Below are 22,080 nucleotides of genomic sequence, written 5' to 3'. Positions count from 1 at the left end.
CGGTCTCGCCGCTATGCGGCGAGCCACCCTCTCCCACAAGGGAGAGGGTGCTACGGAGCGCGCGGTGTAGAGTGGAATTACTTCCTCACCTTCGGATCGATTGGCGTGGTGCCGCGCAGACCCAAAATATCCTCCAGCACCTTCGCGCCCGCGAGCACCTGCGCATCGCCCCTTGGTGCACCGACCACCTGCACCCCGACCGGCAGGCCCGACGCCGTGAAGCCGCATGGCAGCGACAGCGAGGGGCAGCAGGCGAGCGTGATGGCGTAGACGATGCCGAGCCACTCGACGTAATTGTCGAACCTTTTGCCGGCGCATTCGGCGACATAGCGGTGTTCGATCGGGAAGGGCGGCACGATCGTGGTCGGCGTCAGCAGCAAATTATAGGTCTTGAAGAACTCGACCGCCCGCGCCGTCATGCCGACGCGCTGGGCCTCGGCGCGTTCGAGCTGCTCGACCGTCAGCTTGAGGCCTTCCTCGATGTTCCAGATCACCTCGGGCTTGAGCAGGTCGCGCTTGGTGCGCAGCAGATTGGCTTTGGTGATCGCGAAATCGAAGGCGCGCAGAACGTGGAAGCATTCATGCGCCTCGCGCCAGTCCGGATGCGCCTCCTCGACGATGGCGCCAGCCTCGGCAAAGCGTTCCGCCGCCTTGCGCGTGATCGCCTTCACCTCGGGATCGACAGGCGTGATGCCGAGATCGGGCGAATAGGCGATGCGCTTCGGCTTCTTGCCGGACTGAGCCGCCGACAGGAACGAGGTCGTGGGCGCCGGCAGTGACAGCGGATCGTCCGCGTAATCGCCGCTCATCGCATCCAGCAGCAGCGCGAGATCCTCGACGCTGCGCGCCATCGGGCCGACCACGCCGAGATTGCGATCGATGCCGGATTTGGGAGTATGTGCGACGCGGCCGATGCTCGGGCGCATGCCGACGACGCCGCAGAAAGCCGCGGGGCTGCGCAAGCTGCCGCCCATGTCGGAGCCTTGCGCCAGCCAGGCCATGCCGGTGGCCAGCGCCACGGCCGCGCCGCCGGAAGAGCCCGCCGCGGATTTTGAAGTATCCCAGGGATTGAGGGTTGCGCCGAACACTTCATTGAAAGTGTTGGCGCCGGCGCCGAATTCCGGCGTGTTGGATTTGGCGTAGACCACCGCGCCGTTGGCCTCGAGGTTCTCGACCATGAGGTCGGACTTGGCGGGGATATTGTCCTTGAAGATCGGCGAGCCCTGCGTGTTCAACACGCCCGCAACGTCGGTCAGGTCCTTGATCGGCACCGGCAGGCCCGCGAGCAGCCCCCGCGCGCCGGCGGGTTTCCGCATCAGGGCCTTGGCGCTGTCCCGCGCGCGCTCGAAACACAGGATCGGCAGCGCGTTCACCTTGCCGTCGACCTCACTGATGCGCTTCTCCACGACATCGAGCAGCTCGAGCGGCGAGACATCGCCGGACCGCAGCTTGTCGACGACGGCGCAGGCGGTTTCACGGATCAGGTCTTGAGACAATTACTTTACTCCTGTGCTTATTCTGTTCGTCATTGCGAGGAGCGAAGCGACGATGCAATCCAGAGTCCGTCCGCGGCAACAATCTGGATTGCTTCGCTTCGCTCGCAATGATGCGGATAGAGTTAGCCCCAGCCAGCGCTGATGCCGCCGTCCACCGTGTAGATCACGCCCGACGTATAGCCGGCGCGGTCCGACGCCAGGAACGCCATGAGATCGCCGATCTCGCGCGCATGCGCGGGACGGCCGAGCGGCAGGCTCTTCTGGAATTCCTTGTAGCGGTTCTCGTCGCCGAACTGGTGCTTGGCCCGCGTCTTGAGCAGGGTGACGTGGCGATCGGTGCCGACGGGGCCGGGATTGATGCCGACCACGCGGATGTTGTCGGCGAGACTTTTTCCGCCGAGCGCGCGGGTGAAGGCCATCAACGCGGCATTGCCGGCGCTGCCGCAGATGTAATTGGCGTCGAACTTTTCGCCGGCTGCGCCGATATCGTTGACGATGACGCCGCCACCCTTCGCCTTCATCTGCGCGTAGATCTGCCGCGTCAGGTTGATATAGCCGAACACTTTCAATTCCCAGGCGTGACGCCAGGTCGCTTCGTCGATCTTGTCGATCGAGCCGCCGGGGATGTCGCCCGCATTGTTCACGAGCACGTCGATGTCGGCGGCTTCCTTCGCAAGCCGCGCCAGATCCTCGGCCTTGCGAAGATCGACGATGCTCGTTGCGGCATCGATCTGGTGGGCGGAACGCAGGCGCTCGGCCAGCGCCTTGAGCTGGTCGCCGTTGCGGGCGGCGAGCAGGAGGTGCGCGCCTTCCTCGGCAAACGCTTCGGCGGCGGCGGCGCCAATGCCCTTGGACGCGCCGGTGATCAGGACGCGCTTGCCGCGCAGATGCAGATCCATGAGGGTACTCGCAGGATAGGAACAGGATGAAATCAGTAGGCGCTTGGCCGCGCCATGGTCAACATTGCAGTGCAGCGTTGCACTGCCGCTGCGTTTGGTCCATTGCAATGCGGTCAAAAGGCGGCGACTGCCGGACCAACCAAGGACGTTCTCGATGAGCAAGAAACAATACCGGATCGCGGTCATTCCCGGCGACGGCATCGGCAAGGAAGTGATGCCCGAGGGCCTGCGCGTCGTGGAGGCCGCGGCGAAGAAGCATGGGGTCTCCCTGCATTTCGACCATTTCGACTTCTCGTCCTGGGACTATTACGAGAAGCACGGCCAGATGATGCCCGATGACTGGAAGGAGAAGATCGGCAAGCACGATGCGATCTATTTCGGTGCGGTCGGCTGGCCGGCCAAGATTCCGGACCACGTCTCGCTGTGGGGCTCGCTGATCAAGTTCCGCAGGGAGTTCGACCAGTATGTGAATTTGCGCCCGGTGCGGCTGATGCCCGGCGTGCCGTCGCCGCTGGCGGGCCGCAAGCCCGGCGACATCGATTTCTGGGTGGTGCGCGAGAACACCGAAGGTGAATATTCCTCCGTTGGTGGCCGCATGTTCCCCGACACCGACCGCGAGTTCGTCACCCAGCAGACGGTGATGACCCGCACCGGCGTCGACCGCATCCTGAAGTTCGCCTTCGAGCTCGCGCAGTCGCGGCCGAAGAAGCATTTGACCTCGGCGACCAAGTCCAACGGCATCTCCATCACCATGCCCTATTGGGACGAGCGCGTGGAGGCGATGGCGAAGAAGTTTCCGGGCGTGAAGTGGGACAAGTACCACATCGACATTCTCACCGCGAACTTCGTGCTGCATCCGGATTGGTTCGACGTCGTGGTCGGCTCCAATTTGTTCGGCGACATCCTCTCCGACCTCGGCCCGGCCTGCACCGGGACGATCGGCATCGCGCCGTCAGGCAATATCAACCCCGAGGGCGATTTCCCCTCGGTGTTCGAGCCGGTGCACGGCTCGGCGCCTGATATCGCCGGCCAAGGCGTCGCCAACCCGATCGGCGCGATCTGGTCGGGCGCCATGATGCTCGAGCATCTCGGCGAGAAGGAAGCCGGCCAATCGATCGTCGAGGCGATCGAGCGCACGCTGGCCGAACGCACGCTCCGCACCAAGGACCTCGGCGGCAACGCCGACACCACGGCCTGCGGCAAGGCTGTCGCGGATATGGTGGATTGAGGCTCTCTACCCTCTCCCTTGTGGGAGAGGGTGGCTCGCCGCGTAGCGGCGAGACGGGTGAGGGGTATCTCTCCGCGGAGTTAAACCTCTCAAAAATTTTTCGCGGCACGAACCCCTCATCCGGCGCTTCGCGCCACCTTCTCCCACAACAAGGGGAGAAGGGAAGAGAGGCGTGCCCCGCGCCTTTCAGCCAGCGATGTTCTCGATCGCGGCCTGATCCAGCCCGAACTTCTTCCCGGCCTCGATGATCTCCTGCCAGGTGGTCGGATCGACCGGAATGCCTTCGGCAAGGCGCTTCTCCTTGGTCTCGCGCTCGGGCTCGCCGGCGATTCTGACCTTGTCGACGCCGGGGGCAGGCGGCGAGCCGGTTTGCCAGGCAACAAAACTCTCGACTTCGCGCGCGAGGTTTTCGCCGGTGCCGAGCTTGCCGGGATCGATGACGATCGAGAGCATGCCGTTGAGGACGTTGTACTTGCCGTCGGAGGGGCCCTTGACCACCTGCCCGCCGGAGAGCGCGCCGCCGAGGATTTCGCACACGAGCGCGAGCCCCGAGCCCTTGTGCTCGCCGAACGGCAGGATCGCGCCATGCGGCGGGATCACGGTGTAGCGCGGGTTGGTGGTGGGCTTGCCTTCATTGTCGATGATGGTGCCTGGCTCCAGCGCGACGCCCTTGTTGTGGGCGACGCGGGTTTTGCCCTGCGCGATCCGGCTGGTGGCGAAGTCGAGCACGATCGGGTCCTTGCCGGCGCGCGGGATGCCGACGCAGAACGGGTTGGTGCCGTGGCGCGCATCGCTGCCGCCCCAGGGCGCCACGATCGGGCGGGAAATGACGTTGACGAAGTGGATCGAGACCAATCCGTGGTCGATGCACTGCTCAGCCCAGTGGCCGATGCGACCGATGTGATGCGAATTGGAGAGGCCGACGAGGCACACGCCGTTTCGCTTGGCGCGTTCGGCTGCCAGCTCCATGGCTTCATGACCGATCACCTGGCCGTAGCCGGTGAGGCCGTCGAGGGTGAGGAGCGGCCCCGTGTCTAGCACGATCTTGACGTGCGCGTTCACGGCGAGGCCACCATTGGTGACGCTCTGGACATAGCGCGGGATCATGCCGACGCCGTGGGAGTCATGGCCCTTGAGGTTGGCCTCGACCAGATTGGTGGCCACGAGCTCGGCTTCGCGGTCCGAAGACCCGCCGGCCTTGACGATGGCACGAATGGCGTTGGTGAGCGGCTCTGCCTTGATGGTGCGATAGTCGGCCATTGTTATTGCTCTTATCCTTTCACAATTTGGCGGGGAGCGTAGGGTGGGTTAGCCGAAGGCGTAACCCACCACTTCTGTCTCCGCGGAAACTAAAGAGGTGGGTTACGCCTCGCAGATGCGCTTCACGCACCTGCAAGGCTAACCCATCTTACGAATTCACGATGCGGCGGCAATGAACCAATGCGGCTTCAATTAGGTTCTCGCTCGCCTCCGGCGTGCGGAAGGCGGAATGCGCCGACAGCGTCACGTTCGGAATTTTTGTCAGCGGATGATCGCCGGGCAGAGGCTCGGTGTTGAAGACGTCGAGGCCGGCATGGCGCATGTGGCCCGATTTCAGCGCGTCGATCATCGCCTGCTCGTCGACGATCGCGGCGCGGGCGGTGTTCACGAAGATGACGCCCGGCTTCATCTTTGCGATCTTCTCGCGCGTGATCATGCCGCGCGTCTCGTCGTTGAGCAGCAGGTGCAGCGACACGACGTCGCTCCTTGCCAGCAGGCTGTCGAGATCGGTGAATTCCACGCCCGGATGGCTCTTCGGAGAGCGATTCCAGGCGATCACCTTCATGCCGCTGCCGGACGCAATGCGCGCGACCTCGGCGGCGATGCCGCCGAAGCCGATTAGGCCGAGCGTCTTGCCGGTGAGCTGCATACCGTCTTCGCGCAGCCAGTTGCCGCCGCGCATCTCGCGATCCATCATCGCGATGACGCGGGCCGAGGCCCACATCAGCGCGATTGCGGATTCAGCGACCGCGGTGTCGCCATAGCCCTTGATCAGGTGCACGGAGATGCCGAGTTCTGCCAGCTCCTCCGGATTCATGTAGCTGCGCGCGCCGGTGCCGAGGAACACGACGTGCTTCAGCCCCGCACATTTCTTCGCCACCTCGGTCGGCAGTGCGGTGTGATCGACGATGGCGATCTCGGCGCCGTCGAGGATTTCAGGGTATTGCTCGGGCTTGATATCTGGATCCCTGTGGATCCGCACCTTGGGATCCCCGGGCTTCTCCAGCCGTTCCATGATCACGGCAAGCGCTTCATTGGCGTCGATGAAAACTCCGCGCATGGCTCTCTCCGGTCAGGACGCGACGCCGGCGATCGCCAGCACGGTATGCATGAGAACGTTGGTGCCGGCAGTGCAGTCGCCCTGCGTGGCATCCTCCAGCTCGTTGTGGCTGATGCCGTCCTTGCAGGGCACGAACACCATCGCCGCCGGCATGATCGTGTTGAGGTTGCAGGCGTCGTGGCCGGCGCCGGAGGTGATGCGGCGCGAGGAATAACCGAGCGTCTTTGCCGCGTTCTCGACTGCCGAGATCAGCTTGGGATCGAAATGCGTCGGCGGCTTGCGCCAGACCAGGTCGATCTTGACCTCGACCTTGCGGCGTGCGGCGATCTCCGCAATCGCGGCGCGCAGATCGCGATCGAGCGCGTCCATGATGGCGCCGTCCGCGCTGCGGCAATCCATGGTGAAGGCGATCTCGCCGGGAATGACGTTGCGCGAGGGATTTGCGATCACGGCTTCGCCGATGGTGCCGACCGCGTTCGGGCCGTGCTTCTTCGCGATGGATTCCATCGCCAGCACGATCTCCGACAACGTCGCCAGCGCGTCGCGCCGCAGCGGCATCGGCGTCGATCCGGCATGGCTCTCGAAACCGGAGATCTTGCCGTCGTACCACAGCACGCCCTGGCCGGAATCGACCACGCCGATGGTCTTGCCTTCGGCCTCCAAAATCGGGCCCTGCTCGATATGCAGCTCGACGAAACAGCCGAGCTTCTGGAAGCCGACCGGCTTGTCGCCGCGATAGCCGATGCTGTCCAGCGCCTGGCCGACGGTCGTGCCCTCGGCGTCCTTGCGCGACAAAATATCGTCGGTGGTGAAGTCGCCGACATAGGCGGCGGAGGCCATCATCGCGGGTGCGAAGCGCGAGCCTTCCTCGTTGGTCCAGTTGACGACGCAGATCGGCGCTTCGGTCTCGATGCCGGCATCGTTCAGCGTGCGGATCACTTCAAGTGCGCCGAGCGTGCCCAGAATGCCGTCATACTTGCCGCCGGTCGGCTGGGTGTCGAGATGCGAGCCGATGCCGACAGGCGGCTTCGACATGTCGCGGCCCTTGCGCAGGCCGAATTGCGAGCCGAGTGCGTCGGTGTGCACTTCGAGCCCGGCGTCCTCGCATGCCTTGCGGAACCAGTCGCGCACCAGCTTGTCTTCGCTGCTCAGTGTCAGCCGCCGCACGCCGCCTTTGGCCGTCGCGCCGAATTGCGCGGTCTCGTGGATGGAGCCCCAGAGGCGGGCGGAATCGATTTGCAGATTGGTGGCGGCTCGGCTCATGCGGTGGGGTCTCTCGATTGTCCGGCGCCTTTTTCAATGACGCGCCAGCGCGGGCGCGTCAACTGCGAGGCTGCTCTGCGCAATCTGCCGTGCAAGCTCGGCGACGCGCTCCACGGCGACGACGTCGGGCGAGGCGAGCCAGCTTGCGGTGAACGTCAGCGGTGCGATCGCAAGATCGGTGTCGAGCAGCTGCAGCCGGCCGTCGGCGAGCTCGCTCTCGACGATCGCGTCGGGGATCACGGCGACGCCGAGGCCTTCGACCGCCATGTGGATGACGGTCGCGAGCGATGCGGACGCGTGCAGCCGGATCGGCGGCAGCTCCGGCCGGTCGAACACCTCGCGCACGACCTCGTAAGGCTTGGTCTTGCGCGGGAAGGTGATGATCGGAAACCGAGCAAGCTCCGCCGGTGTCACCCGGCCTTTGCCGAGGCCGAGCGAAGGGCTTGCGAGGAAGCCGATCGGGTAATCGGCGAGCACGCGATTATGCACGCCGGACGCCGACAGCGGTCCGACCACGAAGGCAAGCTCGATCTCCTGCGCGAGCAGGCGCGCGGTGAGGTTGGGCGTGATGTCGACCTCGATCTCCAGCGACAGGTTCGGATAGACCTGGTTCACGCTCTTCACCAGGCGCGGCAGCCAGGTGTGCACGATGGTCTCGGCGACGCCGAGCCGCATCACGCCCCGCATCGCCGAACGATCGCCGATCTCCGCCATCATCTGGGCGCGCAGGCCGATCAGCTTCTCCGCATAGACCATCATCTGCCGGCCGCTCGGTGTCGGCGAGGCGACGCGGTGGTCGCGGTTGAGGAGCTTCACGCCCATCTCGCGCTCGAGCTGGGCAATGCGCTGGGAGATCGCCGGCTGGGTCGTATTGAGCCGTGCTGCAGCGCCACGGAAGCTGCCGAGCTTTACGACCCAGAGAAAAGTCTCGATCGACCTGAAGTCCAGCATTGGAAGGATTTTCCTCGTCGATAAAATGAATTTATCGATATCGATTAGAAAGGACGATTAGACTTTATAGCACGCTTGGTGTTGGCTGTCTTTGTCGAGTTTATAGGCAGGTCGATTACATGACTGTTTTGGTGGCAGTGCAGCAAACTGAAACGCCCGACGCCCTTCCGAGCCGCAAGGCGCGGCTTGCCTATCGGCAAGGGCTGGTCGCCTCCACCGCCGGCGTCGCCCCCGGCTTCGTCCAGGGCAATCTGGCGATCCTGCCGGCGGAATATGCCAGCGCCTTTCATCGCTTCTGCCAGCTCAATCCGAAGCCGTGCCCGATCATCGGCATGTCCGATGTCGGCAGTCCGCACATCCCTTCGCTCGGCGCCGATCTCGACATCCGCACCGACGTGCCGCGCTACCGCGTCTGGCGCGACGGCGAGGTCGTCGACGAGCCGACCGATGTGACGAAGCATTGGCGCGATGATCTCGTGACCTTCGTGCTCGGCTGCTCCTTCTCGTTCGAAGAAGCCTTGCTCGACGAGGGCATGCCGATCCGGCACATCGAGCGCAATGTGCGCGTGCCGATGTATCGTACCAACATCGCCTGCGGCGAGGCCGGTCCGTTCGCTGGTCCCATGGTGGTCTCGATGCGTCCCTTCAAGCCGGCGGATGCGATCCGCGCGGTGCAGATCACCTCGCGCTATCCCGCCGTGCACGGCGCGCCGGTCCATCTCGGCCATCCGCATCTGATCGGCATCAAGGACATTGCCAAGCCGGACTACGGCGATCCGGTGCCGGTCGCCGACGACGAGATTCCGGTGTTCTGGGCCTGCGGCGTGACGCCGCAATCGGTGATCAACGCCGCCAAGCTTCCGTTCGCGATCACGCATTCGCCCGGCCTGATGCTGGTGACGGATCTCAAGAACAGGACCATGGCCGTGATTTAGGGGGCAGCGTTTGCTGCTTCTTCGGGCTTTACCGCATCCATCAATCGCTTCATCCGATCAGACGAAATTCAGTAACAGGGGACTTTGCCATGACGATCACTCGCCGCGACGTGTTGTTGGGAGCCACCGCGACCGCTGCACTTGTGCCGCTGGCGGCGCGCGCACAGACTTCGGAAGTCGTGATCGGCGTCATCTATCCGTTCTCCGGCGGCAGCGCGCAGCAGGGCGTCGACGCGCAGAAAGCCTATGAGACCTCGCTCGAGGTCATCAACAAGGACACCGATTTCGACCTGCCGCTGGCGAAGGGCGAGGGCCTGCCGGGCCTCGGCGGCGCAAAAGTCCGCCTCGTGTTCGCCGATCACCAGGCCGATCCGCAGAAGGGCCGAGCCGAAGCCGAGCGCCTGATCACGCAGGAGAAGGTCTCCGCCATCATCGGCACCTATCAGAGCGCCGTCGCCGTCACCGTCAGCCAGATCTGCGAGCGCTACCAGGTCCCGTTCGTGTCCGCCGACAACTCCTCGCCGAGCCTGCATCGCCGCGGCCTGAAGTATTATTTCCGCGCCGCGCCGCATGACGAGATGTATTCGGCCGCGATGTTCGACTTCTTCGACGCCATGAAGAAGAAGGGCACCAAGATCGAGACGCTGTCGCTGTTCCACGAGGACACGATCTTCGGCACCGATTCCGGCAACGCCCAGGCCAAGATCGCCGGCGAGCGCGCCTACAAGATCGTCACCGACATCAAGTATCGCGCCAACTCGCCCTCGCTCTCGGCCGAGGTGCAGCAGCTCAAGTCCGCGAATGCCGACGTGCTGATGCCCTCGAGCTACACCACCGACGGCATCCTCCTGGTCAAGACCATGGCCGAGCTCGGCTACAAGCCGAACGCGATCGTGGCGCAGGACGCCGGCTTCTCCGAGAAGGCGCTGTACGATGCCGTCGGCGACAAGCTCGAAGGCGTGATTTCGCGCGGCACGTTCTCGCTCGACCTCGCGCAGAAGCGCCCGATGGTCGGCAAGATCAACGAGATGTTCAAGACGCGGTCGGGCAAGGACTTCAACGACCTCACCTCGCGCCAGTTCATGGGCCTGATCATCCTTGCCGACGCCATCAGCCGCGCCAAGTCGACCGACGGCGAGAAGATCCGTGATGCGCTGGCCGCGACCGACATCCCGGGCGAGCAGACCATCATGCCCTGGAAGCGCGTCAAGTTCGACGAGATGGGCCAGAACAACGACGCCGACCCGGTTCTGCTGCAGTATATCGGCGGCAAGTTCGTCACCATCTTCCCGCCGCAGGCCGCGATCGCGGAAGCGGTCTGGCCGATGAAGTAAGACTGGGACGCGGGAGCTCAGATGCAGCTCCCGCCCTCATCCTGAGAAGCGGGCGTAGCCCGCGTCTCGAAGGACGAGGGCTGGGCCATCCTTCGAGACGCGCGCTTGTGCGCGCTCCTCGGGATGAGGATCTATTTCGGGGGACAGACTTTTGACAGCCCAAGCCATTATTCAGAGTCTTGCCAGCGGCCTTCTGATGGGCCTGCTGTACGGACTGATCGCGGTCGGCCTCGCGCTGATCTTCGGCCTGATGGACGTCACGAACTTCGCCCATGGCGAGTTCCTGATGATCGCGATGTACCTGTCCTTCTTCCTGTTCGCGTTCTTCGCGATCGACCCCTTGCTGTCGGCGCCGTTGGTCGCCGCGGCGCTCTTTATCTTCGGAGCGGTGATCTACCTGCTCATTGTACGCTTTGCCATGCGGGCCAAGGCCAACGCCGGCATGGTGCAGATCTTCACCACCTTCGGCCTTGCCATCGTGATGCGGGGCCTGGCGCAGTTCTTCTTCACGCCGGATTATCGCAGCATTCCGCAATCCTGGCTCGGCGGCAAAACCATCTCGGTCGCCGGCATCTTCCTGCCGGAGCCGCAGCTGGTCGGCGCGCTGGTCTCGATTCTCGCCTTTGCCGGCCTCTACTTCTTCATCCATCGCACCGATTTCGGCCGCGCGCTGGAAGCCACCCGTGAAGATCCCGGTGCGGTCGCGCTGGTCGGCATCGACAAGAACCGCGTGTTCGCGTTCGGCTGGGGCCTCGGTGCCGCGCTGGTCGGTCTCGCCGGAGCGATCATGGCAAGCTTCTTCTATATCTATCCCGATGTCGGCGCGTCCTTTGCGCTGATCGCCTATGTCACGGTGGCGCTCGGCGGCTTCGGCAGCGTGTTCGGCGCCTTTGCCGGCGGCATCATCGTCGGCCTCGTCGAAGCGGTCACCGCGCTGGTGCTGCCGCCGTCGCTGAAATCGGTCGGCATCTACGCGGTTTACCTGCTGGTCGTCTTCATCCGGCCGCGCGGCCTGTTCGGATCGATCTGATGGACAAGGATTTTGCTGCGCGGCGCCGCCGCGACCTCATCATCGCCGCGGTGCTCGCCGTGATTGCCGCGCTGACGCCATTGTTCGTGAAGGACGTCGTCGTCCAGAACATCCTGATCCTGACCCTGATGTATGCGGGACTGTCGCAGAGCTGGAACATCCTGTCCGGCTATTGCGGGCAGATCTCGCTCGGGCACGCGCTGTATTTCGGCCTGGGTGCCTACACCACCGAGCTGCTGTTCACGAAGTTCGGCGTGCTGCCCTGGTTCGGCATGCTGGCGGGCGGCGTGGTGTCGGCGCTGATCGCGATGGGGCTCGGTTATCCTTTCTTCCGCCTGCGCGGCCATTACTTCGTGATCGCCACCATCGTCATCGCCGAGATCGGCTTGCTTCTGTTCCACAACTGGGAATGGGCCGGCGCCGCGATGGGCATCACCATCCCGATCCGCGGCGACAGCTGGCTGAAATTCCAGTTTCTGCGCACCAAGCTGCCGTACTTCTATTTCGCGCTGGCGCTGTGCTGCCTCGCCTGGTTCGTCACCTGGTGGCTGGAGAACTCCAAATGGGGATTTTGGTGGCGGGCGGTGAAGGACAATCCGGAGGCGGCCGAAAGCCTCGGTGTCGACGTCTTCAATTCCAAGATGGGCGCGGCCGCCGTCTCCGCCTTCCTGGTCGCGGTGGGTGGCAGCTTCTATGCCCAGTTCGTCTCCTACATCGATCCTGAAAGCGTCATGGGCTTCCAGTTTTCGCTCTTAATGGCGCTGCCCGCCGTGCTCGGCGGCATCGGCACCCTGTGGGGCCCGGTGCTCGGCGCCGCCATTCTGATCCCGCTGACGGAGCTGACCCGCTTCAAGTTCGGGGGCTCCGGGCGCGGCGTCGACCTCATCGTCTATGGCACGCTGATCGTCCTGATCTCGCTGGCCTTGCCGCGGGGACTGCTCAGCCTGTTCTCACGCCCGAAGAAGACGGGGGCCGCACGATGACCGCGCTTCTTGAAACCCGCGGCGTCTGGCAGCGGTTCGGCGGCCTCGTCGCCAACAGCGACGTCTCGATCTCGGTCGGCCGCGGTGAGATCGTCGGCCTGATCGGCCCGAACGGCGCCGGCAAGTCGACGCTGTTCAATCTCATCGCCGGCGTTCTGCCGCCGACGCAAGGCTCGATTCTATTCGACGGCGAGGATGTCACCCACATGCCGGCGGCCGAACGCTGCCAGCGCGGGGTAGGGCGCACCTTCCAGGTGGTCAAGAGCTTCGAGACCATGACTGTCATCGACAACGTCATCGTCGGTGCGCTGGTGCGCAACACCGTGATGCGCGAAGCCCGTCGCAAGGCGCATGAGGTCTTGGAGTTCACCGGCCTCGCTGCGCGCGCCGACGTGCTTGCCAGCGACCTCGTGCCCGCCGAGAAACGCCGGCTCGAAGTCGCCCGTGCGCTCGCGACCGAGCCGAAACTGCTGCTGCTCGACGAAGTCCTCACCGGGCTGACGCCGACCGAGGCGCAGACCGGTGTCGCGCTGGTGCGCAAGGTGCGCGATGCCGGCATCACCGTGTTGATGGTCGAGCATGTCATGGAAATCGTGATGCCGTTGGTCGACCGCGCCATCGTGCTCGATCTCGGCAAGGTGCTGGTCGAGGGCAAGCCCGCCGATGTCGTTCGCGATCCCAAGGTGATCAGCGCATATCTGGGAGATCGTCATGCTGTCGGTGCGTGAAGTCACGACCGCCTATCAAGGCCTAGTCGCGATCTCCTCGATCTCGATCGAGGTTCAGAAGGGCGAGATCGTCTGCGTCGCCGGCGCCAATGGCGCGGGCAAGTCGACGCTGCTCAAATCCATCGCCGGTGCCGAGCGTCCGCGCTCAGGCACCGTGACGTTCGACGGCAAGCGCCTCGACGGCATGGCGCAGCACCACATCACGGCGACCGGCATTGCCTATGTGCCGGAGAATCGCCGCCTGTTCCCGCGCCTGTCGGTGCGCGACAATCTGCGTCTCGGCAGCTATCTCTACCGTGGCGAGGCGAACCGCGAAGGACCGCTCGATCTCGTCTTCCAGCTGTTTCCACGCCTGGCTGAACGCCTGGAGCAGCGCGCCGAAACGCTCAGCGGCGGCGAGCAGCAGATGCTGGCGATCGGCCGCGCGCTGATGACGCGCCCGCGCCTGTTGATGCTGGACGAGCCCTCGCAGGGCATCATGCCGAAATTGGTCGACGAGATTTTTCAGGCCGTAAAGCGCATCCGCGATGCCGGCATGACCGTTCTGATCGTCGAGCAGCGCATGGCCGAGTGCCTGGAGATCGCCGACCGCGCCTACATCCTGCAAACCGGCCGCGTGCTGATGCAGGGCCCCGCGGCTGAGATCAGGGGCAATCCCGACGTGAGGAAGGCGTATCTCGGATTGTAGCCGCTCGCTACGATCCCTATCCTGATTGTTTCTTGTTCCGGTTCTTGCTTGCGCCACGCAGCGTCGGCGCTGGTGCCGAAGGTTGCCCGAAGCCATTCATCTGAATGCATGAGAGCAGGTCGACATAGCTTTCGATGCCACCGGCGGAGGCCTCGGTGTAGCATTGGATGCGAATTGTCTCCGGCGTTGTCGTCCAGATGGACCCGAGCTGTTGCTGTGCGGTCTGCTCGTCGCTCATGCAGGCCTCGTAGGACTGCGGCTCGGTCAGCGACTTGTCGATCTCCTGAGTTGCCTTGCAGTTGGCCTCGACCTTGAGATCGGGGACGCCGCCGCGCCCGGACGTCTGGGCGTTTGCGGAAAGTGACAAGACAATAAAGCAGGCGGCAGAGAGGAAGGCGCAGGATACTTTGAAATCCATGACAATTCTCCCAGCGATCGATGAAACAACTCCTTCAGTCAATTACAGGGGGATCATGTGCTCGCGATCCCGGCAATGCAAATCAATTCCGGTCCGCAGGTCCCGCATATCGCTCCGCTCATGTGGGCTACTCCGTCGCCACACCCCGCGTCATTGCGAGCGTAGCAAAGCAATCCAGAGTCTTTCCGCGGAGGGATTCTTGCCTCGCTGCGTTATGACGAGGTTAGAGCGGGGCTCAATCGCCGTGCCCATGCTCCGGCAGCGTCACCCCGAACACCTTCACCAGATCGGCCACCTGTTCCGGCGACAGATAGCGCGGGTTCATCCCGCGCAGCAGCAGGTACAGCTTCGCCGTCTCCTCCAGCTCCTCCGTGGCGAACACCGCCGCTTCCAGCGTGTCGCCGGCAACCACCGGGCCGTGATTGGCGAGCAGCACCGATGAATATTTCCCCGCCAGTCCCTTGATCGCGTCGGCGACCGCGGGATCGCCGGGGCGGTAGTACGGGACGAGCGCGGTGGCGCCGCATTTCATCAGATAATAGGCCGTCATCGGCGGCAGCGCGGCGCGCGGGTCGATCTCGGGCAGCATCGAGAGCGCGACCGAATGGGTGGAGTGCAGATGCACGATCGCGCGCGCACTGCCGCGCGTGTCGTAGAGCGCGGTATGGAGCGGAACCTCCTTGGTCGGCGCATCGCCCGATACCAACCGTCCCTGGTCGTCCAGCCGTGACAGTTTTGCGGGATCGAGAAAGCCGAGCGAGGCGTTGGTCGGCGTCACCAGCCAGCCGCCGCCATCGAGCCTGACGCTGATATTGCCGGAGGAGCCCGGCGTCAGACCACGCTCGAACAGGGACCGGCCGAACCGGCAGATATCCTCGCGCAGCCTCGTCTCGTTGCTCGTGTCGGTTCTCATGGCCGTCATGTCCGCTTGTCTCACGCTTTGGCAGCGCGGCCAAGCCGTGATATCGGTTCGCCGAGCCGCCGCAAAAGCCGGCCGTCCGGGAAACGTTCGCAAGGGTTAGTTGCATGTCCGCCTCCACGTCACAAAATCAGCGCATCGCGGTCATCGGGCTCGGCTCGATGGGGTTTGGCATGGCGACCTCGCTGAAGCGCGCCGGTCACGCCGTCACCGGCTACGACGTTTCGGCCGAGGCGGTGGCGCGTTTCGTGAAGGATGGCGGTGCGGGTGCCAAAACGCCGGCCGAGGCGGCCAAGGGCGCGGACATCGTCGTCAGCGTCGTCGTCAATGCCGCGCAGACGGAAGCCGTCCTGTTCGGCAAGGATGGGGCCGCCGAGACCATGCCCGAAGGCAGCGTCTTCGTATCCTCCGCCACGATGGACCCGGACGTGGCGCGACGTCTTGCCAAGCAGCTGGAGGCAACCGGCCGGCATTATCTGGATGCTCCGATTTCCGGCGGAGCGCAGCGCGCCGCGCAAGGCGAGCTGACGATCCTCGCCTCCGGCAGCCCCACAGCGTTCGCGAAGGCACGGCCCGCGCTCGATGCCATGGCCGCGAAGCTCTACGAGCTCGGCGATGCCGCTGGCCAGGGCGCTGCCTTCAAGATGATCAACCAGCTGCTCGCCGGCGTGCACATCGCCGCCGCCTCGGAGGCGATGGCATTCGCCGCCAAGCAGGGCCTCGACATCCGCAAGGTCTACGAGGTGATCACGGCCTCGGCCGGCAATTCCTGGATGTTCGAGAACCGCATGCCGCACGTGCTGGACGGCGACTACACGCCGCGCAGCGCGGTCGAAATTTTCGTCAAGGATCTCGGCATCATCCAGGACATGGCGCGCAGTGCCAGGTTCCCGGTGCCGGTCTCCGCTGCCGCACTCCAGATGTTTCTGATGACATCAGCCGCCGGCATGGGCCGGGACGACGACGCCTCGGTGGCGCGGATGTATGCGCAGGTCACCGGCGTCAAGCTGCCCGGCGACAAGTAACGAAGAGGACTCCAATGCCCCGTTTCGCCGCCAATCTCTCGATGATGTTCACCGAGGTGCCGTTCCTCGATCGCTTCGATGCCGCCGCTTCAGCCGGCTTCACTGCGGTCGAGTTTCTCTTTCCCTATGAGCATCCCGCCGAGGCGGTCGGCGAGCGCCTCAAGCGCAACGGCCTGACCCAGGCGCTGTTCAACCTGCCGCCGGGCGACTGGAACGCCGGCGAGAAGGGCTTTGCGGCGCTCCCCTCGCGCTTCTCCGATCTCAAGGCGGGCCTGGAGACGGCGCTGCCTTACGCCAAGGCGACCGGCGTCAAGCGCCTGCACCTGATGGCCGGCATCGCCAACCGCGGCGAGCGCGTCGCGATCGAGGCGTTCTACAAATCGGTGGCATGGGCTGCGGAGTTCTTCGCCCCGCACGGCATCGACATCGTGCTCGAGCCGATCAATGCGCGCAACGTACCCGGCTACTTTCTCAACGATTTCGGCTTCGCGCGCGATCTGATCCAGGAGCTGAGGCTTCCGAACCTCAAGCTCCAGTTCGACATCTATCACTGCCAGATCATCCATGGCGACGTCACGATGCGGTTGCGCGAGATGATGCCGATCATCGGCCATATCCAGATCGCCAGCATCCCCTCGCGTAACGAGCCTGACGGGGAGGAGTTGAACTACCCGTTCCTGTTCGAAGAGCTCGACCGGCTCGGCTATGCCGGCTTCGTCGGCTGCGAGTACAATCCGCGCGGCAAGACCACCGATGGCCTTGCCTGGTTCAAGCCTTATGCAGGAGTGAAGCCGTGACACTTGCGTTGGGCTGCATCGCCGACGACTACACCGGCGCTTCCGATCTCGCCAACACTCTGACACGCGCGGGCCTGCGCACCGTGCAGACCATCGGCGTGCCCGCGGACGATCTCGCGCTGCCCGAGGTCGATGCCGTCGTGGTGTCGCTGAAGAGCCGCTCGATCGAGGCCGGCCTTGCCGTGTCGCGTTCGCGTGCGGCGGATCAGTGGCTGCGCGGCCGCGGCGCCGGCCACGTGCTGTTCAAGATCTGCTCGACCTTCGATTCCACCGTTTCAGGCAATATCGGTCCGGTGATGGACGCGCTGCGTGCCGATAGCGGCGAAGGTGCCGTGCTGGTGACGCCAGCCTTCCCGGAGACCGGCCGCACCGTCTACCAGGGCAACCTTTTCGTCGGCGCCGTGCCGCTCAACGAGAGCCCGCTGAAGGACCATCCGCTCAACCCGATGCACGATTCCAACCTGGTGCGCGTGCTGGCGCGCCAGAGCGGGACGCAGATCGGTCTCGTCGACCTCGCCACCGTCACCCGCGGCGCAGACGCCGTGCGGGCACGGCTGGCCGAGCTGGCGGACAAGGGCATCGGCGCTGCCATCATCGACGCGGTCTTCGACCGCGACCTCGAGACCATCGGCCTCGTTGCCGCCGAACACCGGCTGTCGGTCGGCGCCTCCGGCATCGGCCTCGGGCTCGCGCGTGCGCTGGTGTCGACGGGTAAAGTCAAATCGGCCAGGGCGAACGGCGAGACCGGCGCTGCCGTCGGTGGACCGGCGGCCTGCCTCGCCGGAAGCTGCTCTCAGGCGACGCTTCAGCAGATCGCCAACGCCGAGCGCGTCATGCCGGTGCTTCATCTCGATCCTGACCGTATCATTACGGGGGCCGGCGAAGCACAGCGTGCGTTGGACTGGGCGAGGCCGCGGCTTGCGGAAGGTCCGGTGCTGATCGTCTCGAGCGCGACGCCCGATCAGGTCGCCGCGCTGCAGGCGCGGCACGGCCGCGACGCAGCCGGCCATGCGATCGAGCAGACCATGGCCGACATCGCGGAGAGCCTTGTAAAATCAGGGGTGCGGCGACTGATCGTTGCCGGCGGCGAGACCTCCGGTGCCGTGGTCGATCGGTTGAAGATTCCCGGATTTCTCGTGGGAGTAGAAATCGCGGCAGGTGTCCCGGTGCTGCATGCGGTGGGCGCGCAAGCCGACATGCTGCTCGCTCTGAAGTCCGGAAACTTCGGCGGCGCTGAATTTTTCTCCGATGCGCTTAGGCTCATGCGCTGAGCGCAGAGCATTTTTAGCGACGTGTTCATCTCTTTGAGGCTCCGTACTCGTACGGAGTCGTAGTTAACATCTGCGCAGGTGCTCTGGTGTTGGATGTTGGTGCCGCTCCCTTTGGTTGATTCGTAAAACTTCCGGACGCGCACCGCGCCAGCACAAAGAGACCCGATTATGCTCGCCACCATTTCCATCCGCGCCAAGATCATCAGTGTCGTGGCGTTCCTGCTTGTCGCAATGGCCGGCATGGGTCTCCTGGCCGTCATGAAAATGCGGTCGATGAACGCCAACACCACCGACATCACCACGAACTGGATGCCCAGTGTGCGGGTGCTCGGCGAACTTCGGGCGAGCGTCATTACCTATCGCAACGTGGTCCGCCAGCACATGCTGTCTGAAACGCTGGACGAGAAGTTCGCCAACGAGAAGACGGGTGTGACGGTGATCGAAGCGCTGGCCAAGATCCGCGGCCGGTATGAGGCAATGATCACCTCGCCGGAGGAGCGGGCGCTCTACAACCAGTGGTCAAAACTCTGGGACGACTACAAGAAGGGCACCGAGGAGGTGATGGCGCTCTCGCGCAAGGAGGCCGGCAAGGTCCCGCACGAAGCGCAGGAGCTGAATACCAAGACCGTCAACAAGATCGGTCTTGCGTCGGATGAGGTCCTGATGAAGGACATCGAGCTCAACACCAAGGGGGGCGATCAGGCGGCTCAGGATGCTGCGGACAGCTACTCCTATGCTTTCATGCTGGTCTCGGTCATTCTCGGCGCCGCCGTCATTATCGGCATCGGCGTCGGCTTCTATCTCGTCCAGGACGTCTCGAAGGGCATCAACTCGATCATCGAGCCGATGCAGGCGCTGGGCAGGGGCGACTTGTCCGCCGAAGTCCCGCACCGGGGCGATAAGACCGAGATCGGCGCCATGGCCGACGTGCTTCAGATCTTCAAGGAGGCGCTGATCGCCAAGAAGGCCGCCGACGAGGCTGCGGCCGCGGATGCCGAAGCCAAGATCGAGCGCGGCCGCCGCGTCGACAACATCACCCGCGAATTCGAAACCATGATCGGCGAGATCGTCCAGACCGTGTCGTCGGCCTCGACCCAGTTAGAGGCCTCCGCCTCGACGCTGACTTCGACCGCCGACCGTTCGCAGCGGCTGGCGACCACCGTTGCCGGCGCTTCGGAGGAAGCCTCGACCAACGTGCAGTCGGTGGCTTCGGCGACCGAGGAGATGGCTTCGTCGGTCGGCGAGATCAGCCGTCAGGTGCAGGAATCGGCTCGGATGGCGGGCGATGCCGTCGGCCAGGCGCGCGCCACCACCGAGCGCGTCAGCGAGTTGTCCAAGGCGGCGTCCCGCATCGGCGATGTCGTCGAGCTGATCAACACCATCGCCGGCCAGACCAATCTGCTGGCGCTGAACGCGACCATCGAAGCAGCACGTGCCGGTGAAGCTGGCCGCGGTTTCGCCGTGGTGGCCTCCGAGGTGAAGGCGCTCGCCGAGCAGACCGCCAAGGCGACCGGCGAGATCGGTCAGCAGATCTCCGGCATCCAGGCGGCGACCAACGACTCCGTCGGCGCTATCAAGGAAATCTCCTCGACCATCGAGCGCCTCTCGGAGATCTCGTCGGCGATTGCAGCGGCGGTGGAAGAGCAGGGCGCAGCGACGCAGGAGATCGCCCGCAATGTGCAGCAGGCCGCGCAGGGCACCCAGCAGGTCTCCTCCAACATCACCGACGTGCAGCGCGGCGCGACCGAGACCGGCACGGCCTCCTCGCAGGTGCTGTCGGCGGCGCAAATGCTGTCGAACGATTCGGGGCGGCTGAAGAATGAGGTCAGCAAGTTCCTGACCAACGTCCGCGCGGCGTAAGTTCTCGCACACAGCTATCCCTCCAGGAACGAGCGGCGCCAAAAGCGCCGCTCGTTTTCTTTTTCTGCCGGTAGCATGATCTCGCCTAAAGGTAGCATCATGGGGAAGCACCCGTAGGCGCACGGGGTTCCCCTTTCATGGTTGGTTAAATTCGCTTTATGAGAATAACGCAAAGACGACTCGAACAGCGGCCGTCCGAATTGGAATGAACAAATAATCAATTCATTTGGGGCTCCGATGCGCAAGAATTTTCCCGTCACCGATGTCGAATATCCGGTCAGCGACGAGACGCTGATCGTTTCGCGCACCGATCTCAAGGGCAAGCTCAGCTACTTCAACGAGGACTTCATCGCGGCCGCCGGCTTCACATCGGCCGAGCTAATGGGCCAGCCGCACAATATCGTACGCCACCCCGACATGCCGCCGGAGGCGTTCGACAATCTCTGGGACACGCTGAAGGCCGGCAAGCCGTGGCTTGGCGCGGTGAAGAACCGCCGCAAGAACGGTGACTTCTATTGGGTGCTGGCGACTGCCTCGCCGATCCGGGAGAATGGCCAGGTCAAGGGTTACACCTCGATCCGCACAAAACTGCCGGCCGATCAGCGCAAGCTCGCCGAGGAGGTCTACGGCGCGATCCGCGAGAAGAAGCCGCACGGTTATCGCGTCGACGCCGGCATCATCCGTCGCCGCTCGTGGCTCGACCGCTTCAGCGTCTTCACCGGCACGCTGAGGGCGCGCCTCGTCACGACGATGGCGCTCCAGACGTTGTTCATGCTCGCGCTCGGCATCGGCGGCGCGCTCGCCTCCGGCGGTTCGGCCAGCCTGATGCTGTCCGCGCTGGCCGTCGTTGGCGCCCTCGTCGTCGGTTTCGCGGGACTTGCAACCATGCGCGCGATCCAGGGGCCGATGCAGCAGCTCAACGGCACTCTGGTCAACCTCGTGCAGGACAAGCTCGACAACCGCATCGTGATCGAGCGCGACGACGAGATCGGCGAGGCGCTGCGCAACCTCCAGACCGTGCAGACCATCATCCGCTTCAGCCGCGACGAGGTGCAGGCGGTGCAGCGCCGTGCCGAGACGCAGCGCAAGGCCGACATGACCCAGCTCGCCGACGGCTTCGAGGCCGCGATCGGCGAGATCGTCGAGACCGTGTCGTCGGCCGCAACCGAGCTCGAGGCGGCCGCCTCGACGCTGTCCTCGACCGCGGCCCGCGCGCAGGAGTTGGCGACAGTGGTCGCATCCGGCTCGGAAGCCGCCTCCAGCAACGTTCATTCGGTCGCCTCGGCGGCCGAGGAGATGTCGTCCTCGGTGCGCGAGATCGGCCGCCAGGTGCAGGACTCCTCCCGGATCGCGAGCGAGGCGGTCAGCCAGGCGCATGCCACCACCGAACGTGTCAGCGAATTGTCGCGGGCCGCATCGCGGATCGGCGACGTCGTCGAGCTCATCAATGCGATCGCCGGCCAAACCAATCTGCTGGCGCTCAATGCCACGATCGAGGCGGCGCGGGCCGGCGAGGCGGGTCGCGGCTTCGCCGTCGTGGCCTCCGAGGTCAAGGCGCTCGCCGAGCAGACGGCCAAGGCCACCGGCGAGATCGGCCAGCAGGTCGGCGGCATTCAGGCGGCGACGCAGGATTCGGTCAGTGCCATCGGCGAGATCAGCGGCACCATCGCGCGCCTGTCGGAGATTGCTGCGGCGATCGCCGCGGCCGTGGAGCAACAGGGCGCGGCCACACAGGAGATCGCCCGCAACGTTCAGCAGGCCGCCCAGGGCACCCAGCAGGTCTCGTCCAATGTCGGCGACGTCCAGCGCGGCGCCTCCGAAACCGGCTCGGCATCCTCGCAAGTGCTGTCGGCGGCGCAGATGCTGTCCCGCGATTCCAACCGTCTCAAGTTCGAGGTCGGCAAGTTCCTGAACTCCGTCCGCGCCGCCTGAGAC

The 22,080-nt window shown here is 64.6% G+C and carries 20 protein-coding genes; 12 read left to right on the top strand and 8 right to left on the bottom strand.

The window, feature by feature from the left end; genetic code table 11:
• Window positions 1-77: 77 nt before the first annotated feature.
• Window positions 78-1,496, bottom strand: coding sequence for an amidase (locus BM190_RS23480; RefSeq protein ID WP_092259519.1), 1,419 nt, complete (start codon window positions 1,494-1,496; stop codon window positions 78-80).
• 122 nt (window positions 1,497-1,618) lie between these two features.
• Entirely contained in the window at window positions 1,619-2,395 is a 777-nt protein-coding gene (locus BM190_RS23475; RefSeq protein WP_038972756.1) for an SDR family oxidoreductase, read from the bottom strand.
• A gap of 154 nt (window positions 2,396-2,549) precedes the next feature.
• On the opposite strand from BM190_RS23475, the gene BM190_RS23470 reads away from it, so the two are divergent.
• On the top strand, window positions 2,550-3,623 hold the full coding sequence (locus BM190_RS23470; RefSeq protein ID WP_092259516.1) for a tartrate dehydrogenase: 1,074 nt from the start codon (window positions 2,550-2,552) through the stop codon (window positions 3,621-3,623).
• Between the two features lie 186 nt (window positions 3,624-3,809).
• Here the strand turns inward: BM190_RS23470 and BM190_RS23465 are convergent, their stop codons facing one another.
• From BM190_RS23465 to BM190_RS23450, 4 genes are all read right to left on the bottom strand, one after another.
• Window positions 3,810-4,883 carry a malate/lactate/ureidoglycolate dehydrogenase gene (locus BM190_RS23465; RefSeq protein ID WP_092259512.1) on the bottom strand — a complete coding sequence of 358 codons (1,074 nt, stop codon included), beginning with the start codon at window positions 4,881-4,883 and terminating at the stop codon, window positions 3,810-3,812.
• Between the two features lie 148 nt (window positions 4,884-5,031).
• The gene (locus BM190_RS23460; RefSeq protein ID WP_092259509.1) at window positions 5,032-5,943 is read right to left on the bottom strand and encodes an NAD(P)-dependent oxidoreductase; all 912 of its coding nucleotides are present in this window, start codon (window positions 5,941-5,943) and stop codon (window positions 5,032-5,034) included.
• Window positions 5,944-5,955: 12 nt separating this feature from the next.
• Window positions 5,956-7,206, bottom strand: a complete 1,251-nt coding sequence (locus BM190_RS23455) for a Zn-dependent hydrolase (protein WP_018315614.1) — start codon at window positions 7,204-7,206, stop codon at window positions 5,956-5,958.
• Window positions 7,207-7,239: 33 nt separating this feature from the next.
• Window positions 7,240-8,157, bottom strand: a complete 918-nt coding sequence (locus tag BM190_RS23450) for a LysR family transcriptional regulator (RefSeq protein WP_092259506.1) — start codon at window positions 8,155-8,157, stop codon at window positions 7,240-7,242.
• Between the two features lie 119 nt (window positions 8,158-8,276).
• Here BM190_RS23450 and BM190_RS23445 point away from each other — a divergent pair, with 119 nt between their 5' ends.
• The 6 genes from BM190_RS23445 to BM190_RS23420 all read left to right on the top strand — a co-directional run bounded on the left by BM190_RS23445 (window position 8,277) and on the right by BM190_RS23420 (window position 13,855).
• Window positions 8,277-9,092 carry a putative hydro-lyase gene (locus BM190_RS23445; RefSeq protein WP_092259503.1) on the top strand — a complete coding sequence of 272 codons (816 nt, stop codon included), beginning with the start codon at window positions 8,277-8,279 and terminating at the stop codon, window positions 9,090-9,092.
• Window positions 9,093-9,181: 89 nt separating this feature from the next.
• Window positions 9,182-10,426, top strand: coding sequence for an ABC transporter substrate-binding protein (locus BM190_RS23440; RefSeq protein WP_092259500.1), 1,245 nt, complete (start codon window positions 9,182-9,184; stop codon window positions 10,424-10,426).
• A 196-nt stretch (window positions 10,427-10,622) separates the two neighbouring features.
• The gene (locus BM190_RS23435) at window positions 10,623-11,456 is read left to right on the top strand and encodes a branched-chain amino acid ABC transporter permease (RefSeq protein WP_244550725.1); all 834 of its coding nucleotides are present in this window, start codon (window positions 10,623-10,625) and stop codon (window positions 11,454-11,456) included.
• A complete protein-coding gene (locus tag BM190_RS23430; RefSeq protein ID WP_018315619.1) occupies window positions 11,456-12,439 on the top strand; it encodes a branched-chain amino acid ABC transporter permease in 984 nt (327 codons plus the stop codon). Before BM190_RS23435 ends, BM190_RS23430 begins: the two co-directional genes overlap by 1 nt.
• Window positions 12,436-13,167: an ABC transporter ATP-binding protein gene (locus BM190_RS23425; RefSeq protein ID WP_018315620.1), complete on the top strand. Its 732-nt coding sequence runs from the start codon at window positions 12,436-12,438 to the stop codon at window positions 13,165-13,167. Before BM190_RS23430 ends, BM190_RS23425 begins: the two co-directional genes overlap by 4 nt.
• A complete protein-coding gene (locus tag BM190_RS23420) occupies window positions 13,151-13,855 on the top strand; it encodes an ABC transporter ATP-binding protein (protein WP_018315621.1) in 705 nt (234 codons plus the stop codon). Before BM190_RS23425 ends, BM190_RS23420 begins: the two co-directional genes overlap by 17 nt.
• 16 nt (window positions 13,856-13,871) lie before the next feature.
• On the opposite strand, the gene BM190_RS23415 is transcribed toward BM190_RS23420, so the two are convergent.
• Together BM190_RS23415 and otnC are read right to left on the bottom strand one after the other, a co-directional pair.
• The gene (locus BM190_RS23415; protein ID WP_018315622.1) at window positions 13,872-14,273 is read right to left on the bottom strand and encodes a hypothetical protein; all 402 of its coding nucleotides are present in this window, start codon (window positions 14,271-14,273) and stop codon (window positions 13,872-13,874) included.
• A 235-nt stretch (window positions 14,274-14,508) separates the two neighbouring features.
• Window positions 14,509-15,195 carry a 3-oxo-tetronate 4-phosphate decarboxylase gene (otnC, locus tag BM190_RS23410; RefSeq protein ID WP_177237244.1) on the bottom strand — a complete coding sequence of 229 codons (687 nt, stop codon included), beginning with the start codon at window positions 15,193-15,195 and terminating at the stop codon, window positions 14,509-14,511.
• A gap of 104 nt (window positions 15,196-15,299) precedes the next feature.
• Between otnC and ltnD the strand changes: the two genes are divergently transcribed.
• The 5 genes from ltnD to BM190_RS23385 all read left to right on the top strand — a co-directional run bounded on the left by ltnD (window position 15,300) and on the right by BM190_RS23385 (window position 22,077).
• The gene (gene ltnD / locus BM190_RS23405) at window positions 15,300-16,217 is read left to right on the top strand and encodes an L-threonate dehydrogenase (protein WP_092259490.1); all 918 of its coding nucleotides are present in this window, start codon (window positions 15,300-15,302) and stop codon (window positions 16,215-16,217) included.
• A 14-nt stretch (window positions 16,218-16,231) separates the two neighbouring features.
• Complete coding sequence (gene otnI / locus BM190_RS23400; RefSeq protein ID WP_091953525.1) at window positions 16,232-17,014, top strand: 2-oxo-tetronate isomerase; 783 nt, start codon at window positions 16,232-16,234, stop codon at window positions 17,012-17,014.
• Window positions 17,011-18,285, top strand: a complete 1,275-nt coding sequence (gene otnK, locus BM190_RS23395; RefSeq protein ID WP_092259487.1) for a 3-oxo-tetronate kinase — start codon at window positions 17,011-17,013, stop codon at window positions 18,283-18,285. The genes otnI and otnK overlap by 4 nt, the downstream gene beginning before the upstream one ends.
• 168 nt (window positions 18,286-18,453) lie before the next feature.
• Window positions 18,454-20,145, top strand: a complete 1,692-nt coding sequence (locus tag BM190_RS23390; RefSeq protein ID WP_092259484.1) for a methyl-accepting chemotaxis protein — start codon at window positions 18,454-18,456, stop codon at window positions 20,143-20,145.
• Between the two features lie 237 nt (window positions 20,146-20,382).
• Complete coding sequence (locus BM190_RS23385) at window positions 20,383-22,077, top strand: methyl-accepting chemotaxis protein (protein WP_092259481.1); 1,695 nt, start codon at window positions 20,383-20,385, stop codon at window positions 22,075-22,077.
• Window positions 22,078-22,080 lie beyond the last annotated feature (3 nt).

The sequence above is a fragment of the Bradyrhizobium sp. Rc3b genome (assembly GCF_900114915.1).
Classification (GTDB): Bacteria; Pseudomonadota; Alphaproteobacteria; order Rhizobiales; family Xanthobacteraceae; genus Bradyrhizobium.
The sequence above is the reverse complement of the archived record's forward strand: the minus strand, read 5'-3'. Positions and strand labels throughout refer to the sequence as shown.